This window comes from Gloeomargarita sp. SKYB120, assembly GCA_025062155.1.
Taxonomy (GTDB): Bacteria; Cyanobacteriota; Cyanobacteriia; order Gloeomargaritales; family Gloeomargaritaceae; genus Gloeomargarita.
Genome location: JANXAM010000048.1, coordinates 1 through 11,214, shown reverse-complemented (window position 1 = coordinate 11,214; position 11,214 = coordinate 1). Strand labels below are relative to the sequence as shown.

Genomic DNA, 11,214 nt, shown 5'->3' with positions numbered 1-11,214 from the left:
CAGGCGCACAAGCTGTACCCCGCCATAACCGGATGCCCCCACCACCGCTACCGGAACCTTGGTCGTCTCCGTCACGCTGTCCTCTCCCACTCCTGCCGTTAGCCTAGCATGACGTCTCCGCGTCCGGGTGAAAAATTTAGGACAAAGTTATCACAAGATCAGTTGCCAATCGCTATTTTCATTGGGTCGAGTGGGTTTGCTGGTACTTCCCACCACATACGGTCCCCAGTACCGCCGTGAACCATCCAGGCTAAACGCTACCAGAATATCTCCCGGTTGCAGCGCCAACGGCCCTTCCGGCAGGCTGAGCATCAATCCCTCTCGCTCCCCTTCCCCCGGCGCAAAGTCCCAGTGCACCGGTTCCTGGTAACCACCGCCAGGTTTGCGGGCCAACAACACCAGCCGCAGGGGTTGCTTGCTGCGATTACTCACCCGCAGCCCCCGGGGATTTTGACTGGCAACCAGTGATGTCGGTTTGGAACCCCCAGCCAGCACAGCTGGCCAGCCCAATAGCAACCCCGCCATTAGACCAATAGACAGCCCCATTCGTCTCATGAGCGCACTCCCTGGGTAGCCAGTACCACCGCCAGTTTATCAGCCAACGCTGCAATCCAGCTTTCCTCCTGCTGCGTGTAACAGCGAGGCCAGTTCGCGCCCACTACCAGCACCCCCCGGCCAGCCATTGGCTGTACAATCACTGCCTGGGTATTCGGGGGTAAGTAAGCAAATTCCACCCGCCCTGGATAGAGCTGCAAATCCACCAGATACACCGGTTTTTGTTGCGCCAAGACCCGTTGGAGGATCGGCCCCGGTTGCACCTGCGCTTGTGGCCCCAAGATGCCCCGCCGCAAATAGGTTTGACCATCCCAATAAACCACTACCGTTTTGGTCGGCGTCGTGGTGAGCAGGGTATGGGATAACCAGGCTAGTTCCTGTTGAATGCACGTCGGCAAATCCGCTGGCATCTCGAAGCCATTGACCCCCACCAATTCAACCGCTTCGGCTGGTTTGGGTTGTATTTGTTGCCACAGGAGACCAGTGAGGATTAGCACAGCGCTCAGGAGAATACCCAGGGCATCAGCGCGGGTTTGGGCGGGGGTAAGAGAGGTGGTTAAACTGCGATTGACCAGCAACGCCAGTCCCCCGACACTCCCAACGACCAACGGCAACCAGCGCCAGTCCCGCATGACTTTCAGCCTGCTATTGTTGCTCACGTTAAGAACACTTTATCCAAGCCCTGTTTTGGTTGCCATTCTCCAACAGCTCGAAGGCGGCCAGTGCCAGCGTTGGGCCATGGGATGTCATCAGCGGGCCTCCGGCAAGCGTTTGGTCAAATGTAACCGTTGTCGCTGGTCACACCACTCCACCCGGTCGAAAACTTGGTGCAAGATATACAAACCGCGGCCCGATTCCCACGACCACTCCGGCCCTTCTGGTAAACAATCACAGTCACGGGGACACCCCGGCCCCTGGTCTTCGATCACCCAGTACCAGCCGTCCGCCCGGCCCTCGTAATGCACCCGAATCGTCTTGCTAGGGTCCAGATTGTTGCCGTGTTTCGCCGCATTGACCAGCGCTTCCTGCAATCCCAACCGCACCAGGGGCAGCAATTCCGGTGGTACATCTGCCAGCAGCAAATCTAACACCGGACTCAGGTAAAGCGTTGAAGGAAAACTGAGCGTCAGTTGCCGCAGGCGCACAGGGATTGGGTCAGATGACGACAGGGTGCTATGCTTAGCTTAGCATTCCGGCGGCTGGGTGCTATCCTTAGCTGTAAATGGTATTTCTGGCTATGACCACCAGTAAATTTGTCGGCTCCCCCACCCTCTTAAGTGTGGACTTGGGACGCACCGCCATCAAGACCTGCATCAGCAGTGACCCGAACGAAGTATTAGTGATTCCTGCCAACGTCGCCAAACTCACCCTGGAACAAGTACGACAGGGGCGATTTGAAGGCGGCGACCCCCTGCGGGATATGTGGGTGGAATACCAGGGGCGGGCTTACGCAATTGGTCACCTGGCAGCAGATTTTGGGGCAGGGTTGGGGGTGGGGCAATCGAAAATCGAGGACGCCCTGGTCAAAACCTTTGCCTGCATTGGGTATTTCGAGTTGAGCGGCGATCTAGCAATTTCCCTGGGGTTGCCCTACCTTTCACAGGAGCAATTTGACACGGAAAAACGCCAATTGGTGGCCCAACTCCAAGCCCCCCACGCCCTGGCCTACCGCGGTCGCAACTTTACCGTCAATGTGGTGAAAGTCTGGGTGATGCCAGAAGGGTATGGCAGTTTGGTCTGGTGCCACAAGATAGAAAAAGAAATGATGGAAAAAGAAAAAGCGGCAGGCAAGAGAACCGAAGAAAAATCGCTAGTCAACCTCCACGTGGCGGTGATCGATATTGGTCACCAGACAACCGACATGCTCAAGGTGGATAAATTTCATTTCGCCCGTGGCACCTCCCGCAGCGAACAATTTGGCATGAGCCAGTTCTATGAACAACTTGCCGCTCAGATCAAAGGGGCTGACAGCGAAGATTTAACCCTGATTGAGGCTGTGCATCGCCCGGAAGGTCAACGGTTTTACCGACCACGCGGGGAAAAACCCATCGACCTGGACGACATTCTCCCCCGCATTCGCGCCAATTTCGCCCGGGAGTTGTGGGAGCGCATCCGCCAGTGGTTGCCTAGTCAAGTTACAGATGTCATCATCACCGGCGGCGGCGGGGAGTTTTTCTGGAATGACCTCGCGCCTCTGCTGCGGGAATATGGTTTAACGCCCCACCTGGCTGAACCCACCCGTACAGCCAACGCTTTGGGACAATATATCTATGGGCAAGTGCAATTGAGTAAAGATAAAGGGGCGTAGGGTTGAGCAAACGAGTGAGTCGCTCGATTACCTTTTACCCGACCCCGGAGGACGCTGAACTCCTGGAGGAACTTGACCGCCGGGCGGCAGCTCAGCAAATCGCTTTTGGTGAACTCTGCAAAATCGCGCTACGGCAATTTGTCCAGGGAGCAGGGCATTCCTACAGCGTCACGTTTGGCCCCGAAGAAAAAGCCCTGCAACAGCAATTGGATGCCGAACTCGCCGCCCAGGGGATTAGTTTCAGTGACTGGGTCAAACAACGCCTGCAAGCTTCCCCACCCAGTGACCTGGAGCGACGTCTGCAACGGTTAGAGCAGGCAGTTGTGGAATTGCAACAACGCCCCTGGCTGACCCGAGCCGATGTGGAAGCTCTCATCCGGCAACACCTGGCTCCGACCCCCAAACCCATCGAACCACCGCCGCCCCCTCCGCCGCCAAAACCGACCACCGTTGCCGACCCCCTGATCGCCGAACTGGGCGCCCTCCTGGGAGACGATTTTTAACCCAAATTTAACCGAAATTTAACCGTGGGATGGGGATATTGGTTCATATACTAAAAGCGAGCTATCTGGGTTAAAATCTGCCTGTACGGTTGGGTGTGCACATTGAGGTTGCAAGGAGCCAGTGATGGGAACACAAACGGGGACGCCTAGCGATGATATTATTCTTCACGCCAAGGTAGACGCTTTTTACTATGGCTCGTTTTTGGCGCTCCGCAACATTGATTTACCCATTAAGCGCAACCGGATTACGGCCTTTATTGGCCCATCGGGATGTGGCAAGAGCACGTTGCTACGGTGTTTCAACCGGTTGAATGACTTTATCAAGGGAACGCGCTTAGAGGGGCAAATCCTGTTTCACGGTAAGAATATCTACGACCCCTCTGTCGACCCGGTAACCTTGCGGCGGCGGATTGGCATGGTGTTCCAAAAGCCCAATCCCTTCGCCAAGAGCATTTACGAGAACATTGCCTTCGGACCGCGCATCAACGGTTACAAGGGAGATATGGACGAGTTGGTGGAGCGGGCCTTGCGGCAAGCAGCGCTGTGGGATGAAGTGAAGGACAAGTTGAAAAAGCCAGGGACAGCGCTATCGGGCGGGCAGCAGCAGCGGTTGTGTATCGCGCGGGCGGTAGCCGTGCAGCCAGAGGTGATTTTGATGGACGAACCCTGCTCGGCGCTTGACCCCATTTCCACTCGGCGGATTGAAGACCTGATGCAGGAGCTGCGGGACCTGTACACCATTGTGATTGTGACCCACAACATGCAGCAGGCGTCGCGCGTGTCGGATTACACGGCCTTTTTCAACGTGGAAATGAAAGAAGGCAGTCGCACGGGACAGCTGGTGGAGTATGACGTGACGGCTAAAATTTTCCAGCAACCCAGCCAGGAAGCGACCCAAGCCTACGTCGGCGGGCGGTTCGGTTAAACGGTTACAATAGAGCCGTTCCTTTTCCAGGTTAAGCATGGTGGCAACGGCAGCCCCAGCGCTTGATGAGCTGTGTATTGGCGGCAAATGTTTCCGGTCGCGGTTGTTTACGGGTACAGGGCGGTACCGCAGCATTGCGGAAATGCAAGCTAGTATTGCCGCCAGTGGTTGTGAAATGGTGACGGTAGCTGTACGGCGAGTGCAGGACCAAGCGCCTGGTCACATTGGATTGGTAGAAGCCTTGGACTGGCGTCGTTTGTGGTTATTGCCCAACACAGCAGGGTGTCGCACAGCAGAAGAGGCGATTCGGGTAGCGCGCTTAGGGCGGGAAATGGCCAAGGTGCTGGGGCAAGAGGACAATAATTTTGTCAAGTTGGAAGTCATCCCCGATCCCAAATATTTATTGCCAGACCCGATTGGCACATTGCGGGCGGCGGAACAGCTTGTGAAAGAAGGTTTTACGGTTTTGCCTTACATCAACGCTGACCCAGTATTGGCCCGCCAGTTGGAGGAAGTCGGGTGCGCGACGGTGATGCCCTTGGGGTCGCCAATTGGTTCGGGGCAGGGGTTACGCAACGCCAGTAACATCGCCATCATCATCGAGCAAGCGAAAGTGCCAGTGGTGATCGATGCTGGGATTGGTACCCCCAGTGAAGCAGCTCAGGCGATGGAAATGGGGGCGCAGGCAGTTCTCATCAATACTGCGATTGCCCAGGCGCAGGACCCGCCCCGGATGGCAGCAGCCATGCGTTTGGCAGTGGAAGCTGGACGTCTCGCGTTTCTTGCTGGGCGGATACCGGTCAAGTCCTATGCCACGCCGAGTTCCCCCATGACCCAGCGGGTGGAGTGAGGTAGGCCTCGTAAGCATTCAGCATCAACACATGATAAAGAACTGAAAGCGGCGGTACCCCTTTGCGACCGTTCATAAGACACCCTCAAGTTGCTTAGTTATTGCCAGGTTATCTTTGTCATCCTTGAGGTCGCAGGGCACCGTCCCGTTGTTAGTTCTTTTTCTGACAACCTAAGGTAGTTTAGCTATCCGTAGGTAAACCGCTAATTGTTATGCTCCAGCAGCTTAGTTAGGGACGGCACGGGGAGGGTGTTGTTCTAGAAATTGCCGGATGACCCGGAGTGCTTCTTTGACGGTGGAATAATACTCCACATCACCGGGAGTATCGAGTTGGCCTTCATGTAGCGTTTGTCGTTGCAACAAGGTGAGGATTTGACCAAGCTCTCCCAAAACTTGCGCCTTTTCACAGTGCTCGAAAACAGTCCAAGCGCCGTGTTCGGCTTCCCACTGCTGCGGGTTGTGGTTGTAGGCGCCGTAGAACTGCCGGTAGTAGTCCAAGCGTTGCTCCAGTAGGTTGGCCCAGGCTTGCCAAGCGGTCGTCATAGGCAGGAGAAACTTTCAGATTTCCTGACATATCTTAAATTTTCAGTGGCATGGGTGCAATGGGCGGTCATGGCAGCGGTACTGGCCGTATTGGCAGCCGCAGCGGCGGGGGGATTTCGGTTGGCATTCCCGCTGTTGTTGATCTTGGTGCTCCAACGGGAAGAAGCCTGGGAACAAATTCCCGTGGTGGGACGCTGGTCGCCGGCGCTGACCTTGGGGCTGTTAACGAGCTGGGCAGTGTGGGAACTCATAGCGCCATTGCATCCCTGGGGTGTGCGGTTGCAGCAACCGTTGCAGGTCGTGTTGAGTCCGCCGGTGGGTTGGCTATTGGGTGTCGTGACGGCGCAGTTGATGAAAATGCCCCCTGGTTTCCAGAACTTGATGGGCTATGTTGGTGCTGCCCTGGCATTGCTGCTGCAACTGGTACAGGTGGGCTGGCTGTACCGCCGGGGTACTTTTCCCCTCTGGGTCGTGCTCACGCAAGATGGTTTGTGCGCCTTGCTGGCGATTTTTGCGCTGAAAGCCCCAACCCAGGGTGGCTTGATTGCCCTCATGTTGGTATGGCTGGCGTTACGCACGGCGAAGGCATGGCAACGACAATTTCAACAACACCGGCGTCCCCAAGGCCCGGATTGATTACCACTGGGGATAACCGGTTTGGGGGTCCATGGGTTGATAACGCTCCGGCGGCGGCAAATCACCAGGTTTAGCGACCCGCCAGGCCACTTCTCCCCGCTTTTTCCCCACCCGCCTGAAGATAAAACCCGAATCCTCAAACTGTTCCCCGTGTTCGGTAATCGTCCGGGGCGCCACCCGCAACAAATAGGCCACTTCTGATGTGCTGAGAATCCAGCCATTGCGATAGGCTTCCTCCAGGGTGCGCAAGTATTCCAACGGGTCGCTCGTGGTTTTGAGTTGGGCAAGACGCTGAGCCACCGCATCGGCGATAACACCGGCGGTTGAACGCATACTACTGACAACAGCGCCCGCCACTGCATCGGCTACGGTTCCAATCAAGTGGGTGAGATTGACCGGAACCTCGGAACGGTTGATGCTTAAATCAGCGGGGGGATTGGGGTCTTGGGCTAAAAAGTCATTGATGGTGCCCCCCTGTTGCAAAAATTCGTGTAGCCGGTCTAATCGCTCCAACTCCTGGGCTGTGATGTAGGCCCGCCGACTCACCTTGAAGGGTTTGATGCCCAGTCCCTTGAGCCGGTTGTACAAGGCGTTGTGACCCACCTGATACCGGTCTTCTAGTAACTCCACCGGGAAACTGTCAATCTGCGTATCGCTCTCAGGACGCACGGAATCCATGGGGCACTCCTTGGGGCTGGCGAATGGGATTGGTGGTGGGAATTCTTATATCTTTTCCCACAATCTTAGCAAGAGGCTGAGAATCTGCCAAGATCAGGTAGAGGCGATGATAAAGTGAAACACAGGACGGATGGGATGAGCCATGCCATTTTCAATTGGAGAACTTTTGGGCAACTTACCGGAAGATAAACTCATTGCTCCCAAGGTCTTGGCCAAAAAATTGTTCTGCGAAACGGAAAGTGACCGGCTGCGGCTTAAAATTGCCCTGGATGTCTTAACCAAATTATCCCTGGTCACGGAGGAGTTTGGTAAATATCGGCGGGTACCGATGCCGGATGTGGTCAAGGCGCGGTTACGCTTTTCACGGGGCAGTTTTTGGGCTGTTCAGGAGGAACCTGGCGCTGCTGATATCTATATCCCAGCCCGTTATCTGGGTACTGCTTGGCACGGTGACTGGGGGTTGGTCAAGGTCATGCGCAAAGGCCGCAACCGCCGCAGTCCCGAAGGAGAAGTGTTCCTGGTGCTGGAGCGGGCAATCACGGCTTTGGTCGCCCAAGTGAAGCCGAGCGATACCGGTTATGTTGCCAAACCGATGGATGACCGGTTGAATATCACGGTGGCGTTGCCGGGTGACGAGGTAAGTCAGTGGGTGGACCAACTGGTGTACGTCAGGATAGCGCGTTACCCCCTGGCTCAGTTACCCGCTCAAGGAGTGATTAAACAGGTGTTAGGCCCCGATGCCCAGAGCGCTGACCCGTCCCTGCTGGTGTTATGTAAACATAATCTGGTTCCGAACCCACCGGCGGGCTTGCCTGCGGAATTGGTGTGCGTTCCTAGCGACTGGCCGCGACAAGATTACCGGCACTTGGCGACCTGGGGCTTGGGCAAGCTGGCTGTGTCGTGGGAATCAGGGCGTTTGGGGATTCACATTCCCGATGGCACCGCCTACATCTCCCCAGAAACCCTCGTGGATTGGTACGCCCGGCAACAGGGAGCCACCTTTGGTTTGGGGAATACCATCTATCCCATGACCCCTCCCGTGAATTTGGGACCAGAGTGGCCCAGCATTTCCCTGTGGGTGCAGTTGGACGCCGCAGGCCAGGTGGGGACGTATCGCCTAGAACCCGGCTGGGTACGGGTGGATGACCAACCGCCGTTGGAAGTGGTTGCCAGTGTGACGGATTGGGTGGAACGCACTGGCCAGCGAGTGGGTTTGCCCATGTCTGGTGCCTACCCCTTACCAGATGAACACCCGAGCGGTTTGCCCCGCCAGGAAAACGACCCTGCTGCCCGGCTGGCCCAAGCGGTGGCGCTATTGGCAAATCACCTGCTGGCGCGCCATTTGCAAGCCTTGCAACTGCCGGGACTGTTCCGCGTGCAACCACCCCCCGATCCCGACGCCTGGCAACGGTACCGCTTCCTACTGCAGACGCTGGGGTTGCCGGTGCCGGAGACCTTGGATGTGACGACATTGTTGCCTTTGATCCAGTCCCACGAGCTGGCGCCGTTGTTGCAAACGCTATTTCTAGAAATCCTCAAGCCGCCGACTGACAGCCTGCAAGCGGGGGAGCATTTTGGCTTGGGGTGGACTCCTTACCTACACGGGGTGGCGCCGCTAGACCGGTACACGGATTTGTTCAACCAGCGGGTACTGTGGGCGCTATTCACCCAAGGAAAGGACCGCAAAAGTTCCCGTTCCAAGGAAACCGTGGACTTGCGCAGCAGCGAGTGCCATGGGCGGGTGGATTGGCCGGTGTTGCCCCCATCGGTGCAAGAGGAATTACAAACCCAGGCGCAACAAATCTTGTCCCAGTGGCAGGAACGGGAACGGCTCCACCGCCAGGCCCGCGAGGACTACGAGCATTTGTTGTGGTTACACCGCTGCCGGTTGTCGCCGGGGCAACAGGTGCGCGGTTTAATCGTGAGCGTGGAATCCTACGGGTTTTTTGTGGCAATTGAGCGAACGCCCCTCCAAGGACGCGTCCACGTCACTGCTCTGCGCAATGACTGGTACGAATTCCGGCCACAACAACAGGCGCTAGTGGGTCGGCGTACCAATGCTACGTATGCGGTTGGGATGGAAATTGATGTGGTGGTCAAAGAAGTGGATTACTACCGCCAGCAGGTAGATTTGGTGCTGCCGCCGGAGCCAATCAACGCTGGTCAAGAGGCCAATTTATCAGGGGCAGAAATTCTCAGTTGACGGCACCCAGGACAAGTTGTTAAGGTAGCGGCAATTTGCCCCTCTGGTGGAGCGCCTATGGAAAGCTGGCAAGTTGCAGTTGCAGGCATCACCTTTCTGGCTGTAGTGGCATTGATCGTCACTGAGTGGATGCACCTGACCGTCGCTGCCCTGTTGGGTGCCATGGTGCTCGTCTTTTGCCAGGTCATGACCCTCGGGGAAGCCATTGGCTACATCGGGCGCAGTTACAACACACTGGCCTTGTTTTTTGGGGTCATGGTGCTGGTGCGGGCCTTTGAACCTACCAAAATTTTTGACTATCTAGCGGCCCAAATGGTGCTGTTAGGCAAGGGGCAAGGCCGGAATTTACTTTTGGGAGTCGTGGCGATTACCACACCCGTCTGCGCAGTATTGCCCAATGCGACAACGGTGATGTTGCTGGCGCCACTGATACCCCCCCTTGCTCAGGACATTGGTGTGGACTTTGTACCCTTGCTAATCCTGATGGTGATGATTGCCAATTCCGCGGGCTTGTTAACCATGGTTGGCGATCCGGCTACCTATATCGTGGCAGATGCCATTAACTTGAGTTTTATGGATTACTTCTGGCGTTTAAGTTTAGGTGGGGCAATCGCCATTGCTGTGATCGTATTCATGTTGCCGTTTTTGTTCCCCAAAATCTGGCGCAAGAAGTTGGAGAATCTGGATGTTTTGCCCCATCCCACTGTGAATCATCCCACTGTCTTATCCGTCGGCATTGTTATTGTTGTTTTTGTATTAACGATGTTTGTGGTGGGTGAATCGCTACCCCAGAAAATTTCCCCGGCAGCGGTGGCATTAATGGGCGCGACTCTGGCGATGCTCCTCAGTCATCACAGCGGCATTGACACAGTCAATAACATTCTTCGGGATGTGGACTGGAGTACGCTTATCTTTTTCATGAGCATTTTTGTGTTGATTGGCGGCCTAGAAAAAAGCGGCATTATCAAGAGTTTATCCGAGATTTTGAGTATGATTCTCGGTCAGAATATTCTGCTAGGTTCGATTGTTTTAATTTTTTTTGTAGGTTTGGTTTCGAGCGTCATCCCAAATATCCCTCTAGTAACTGCCATGGTGCCCTTGCTAAAGCAATATGTCGTAGATGTGGGCTTGGCCCCTGCTGATGTGTTGAAACCGGGGTTTGATGGGCAATTTCCTGATACGGTATTGCCATTGTTTTACGCCATGATGTACGGAGCGACCTTGGGTGGCAATGGGACGTTGGTAGGGGCTTCAGCCAATATTGTGGCGGCGGGGATTGCGGAGCAGCATGGCCGACGGATTTCGTTTCGAGGTTTTTTGACCTATGGAATACCGGTGATGTTGGCCCAGTTAGTCGCCGTGTCTGCTTTTGTAGTTGTGCGCTTTTTCCTTTTCTAGTAGAGTAGAGGCAGCTTTGCGGAACAATCGTTATGTGGGCACGTTTACGGGCCTTGCTACAAAAGGAACCCCAACCAGCACTGCAATTACAACGGGAAGCCCTGGTGGACTTGTTGTTGCTGGGCATGTATGTTGATCACCGGTTGTCCGTGGCAGAAACCGATGTGATTCATGACCAGTTGCTGGATATGCCCTGGGAATCGGGAATGGCGCTGAGTATTTATATCCAAAGCAATATGCCGAGAATCCGCACAGCCTATGAAAATTTGCCGGCGCGTTGGCAACTGCTGCAATCCATTCGCGACCGTTTAGCGACACCAGACGCTCGGCGGGATGCTTACCAAAAGTTACAAGAATTTTTAGCGGTGGATGGAATAGCCCAGGGGGAACAGGAATTGTTAACGCAGGTGCGCACGGTTTTGGGACTTTCTCGGTAAAATAGGAGTGCGCGGGGCGTGGCGGTTTGACTATGTCCGGTACAAAACCTCAACTGAATGTTATTTGGGGTTTGGCGGTTATGCTACTCATCGGTATGATGGGTGGTGTTGCAGCAACCTTGTGGGCTGTACGAACGTTCAATTGGCAAGGCGCTCCTGCGGTCAATGAACAAGCAAA

The 11,214-nt window shown here is 55.4% G+C and carries 13 protein-coding genes; 8 read left to right on the top strand and 5 right to left on the bottom strand.

All coding sequences use genetic code 11. The annotated features are described in order from the left end of the window. Positions 1-150 precede the first annotated feature (150 nt). From NZ705_11815 to NZ705_11805, 3 genes are all read right to left on the bottom strand, one after another. Positions 151-525 (bottom strand): hypothetical protein, encoded by a 375-nt coding sequence (locus NZ705_11815; GenBank protein MCS7293630.1) that lies wholly within the window; start codon positions 523-525, stop codon positions 151-153. 26 nt (positions 526-551) lie between these two features. Next, positions 552-1,187, bottom strand: a complete 636-nt coding sequence (locus tag NZ705_11810) for a cofactor assembly of complex C subunit B (protein MCS7293629.1) — start codon at positions 1,185-1,187, stop codon at positions 552-554. A 117-nt stretch (positions 1,188-1,304) separates the two neighbouring features. Then, positions 1,305-1,700: an ATP-binding protein gene (locus NZ705_11805; GenBank protein MCS7293628.1), complete on the bottom strand. Its 396-nt coding sequence runs from the start codon at positions 1,698-1,700 to the stop codon at positions 1,305-1,307. Positions 1,701-1,792: 92 nt separating this feature from the next. On the opposite strand from NZ705_11805, the gene NZ705_11800 reads away from it, so the two are divergent. The 4 genes from NZ705_11800 to NZ705_11785 all read left to right on the top strand — a co-directional run bounded on the left by NZ705_11800 (position 1,793) and on the right by NZ705_11785 (position 5,141). Next, entirely contained in the window at positions 1,793-2,863 is a 1,071-nt protein-coding gene (locus NZ705_11800; protein MCS7293627.1) for a ParM/StbA family protein, read from the top strand. 2 nt (positions 2,864-2,865) lie between these two features. After that, a complete protein-coding gene (locus NZ705_11795) occupies positions 2,866-3,366 on the top strand; it encodes a hypothetical protein (GenBank protein ID MCS7293626.1) in 501 nt (166 codons plus the stop codon). A gap of 124 nt (positions 3,367-3,490) precedes the next feature. After that, positions 3,491-4,291 (top strand): phosphate ABC transporter ATP-binding protein PstB, encoded by an 801-nt coding sequence (gene pstB / locus NZ705_11790; GenBank protein MCS7293625.1) that lies wholly within the window; start codon positions 3,491-3,493, stop codon positions 4,289-4,291. A 37-nt stretch (positions 4,292-4,328) separates the two neighbouring features. Beyond that, positions 4,329-5,141, top strand: a complete 813-nt coding sequence (locus tag NZ705_11785; protein ID MCS7293624.1) for a thiazole synthase — start codon at positions 4,329-4,331, stop codon at positions 5,139-5,141. Between the two features lie 225 nt (positions 5,142-5,366). Here NZ705_11785 and NZ705_11780 read toward each other — a convergent pair whose 3' ends face one another. Beyond that, positions 5,367-5,684, bottom strand: a complete 318-nt coding sequence (locus tag NZ705_11780) for a hypothetical protein (GenBank protein MCS7293623.1) — start codon at positions 5,682-5,684, stop codon at positions 5,367-5,369. A 69-nt stretch (positions 5,685-5,753) separates the two neighbouring features. Here NZ705_11780 and NZ705_11775 point away from each other — a divergent pair, with 69 nt between their 5' ends. After that, on the top strand, positions 5,754-6,320 hold the full coding sequence (locus NZ705_11775) for a DUF4126 domain-containing protein (protein MCS7293622.1): 567 nt from the start codon (positions 5,754-5,756) through the stop codon (positions 6,318-6,320). On the opposite strand, the gene NZ705_11770 is transcribed toward NZ705_11775, so the two are convergent. Further along, positions 6,321-6,998, bottom strand: coding sequence for a DUF1670 domain-containing protein (locus tag NZ705_11770; protein ID MCS7293621.1), 678 nt, complete (start codon positions 6,996-6,998; stop codon positions 6,321-6,323). Positions 6,999-7,140: 142 nt separating this feature from the next. Here NZ705_11770 and NZ705_11765 point away from each other — a divergent pair, with 142 nt between their 5' ends. From NZ705_11765 to NZ705_11755, 3 genes are read left to right on the top strand one after another with little or no spacing between them, the layout of a single operon-like run. After that, on the top strand, positions 7,141-9,201 hold the full coding sequence (locus NZ705_11765; protein MCS7293620.1) for an RNB domain-containing ribonuclease: 2,061 nt from the start codon (positions 7,141-7,143) through the stop codon (positions 9,199-9,201). Positions 9,202-9,258: 57 nt separating this feature from the next. Next, complete coding sequence (locus NZ705_11760; protein MCS7293619.1) at positions 9,259-10,599, top strand: ArsB/NhaD family transporter; 1,341 nt, start codon at positions 9,259-9,261, stop codon at positions 10,597-10,599. 32 nt (positions 10,600-10,631) lie between these two features. Beyond that, positions 10,632-11,036, top strand: a complete 405-nt coding sequence (locus tag NZ705_11755; GenBank protein MCS7293618.1) for a hypothetical protein — start codon at positions 10,632-10,634, stop codon at positions 11,034-11,036. Positions 11,037-11,214: the final 178 nt, after the last annotated feature.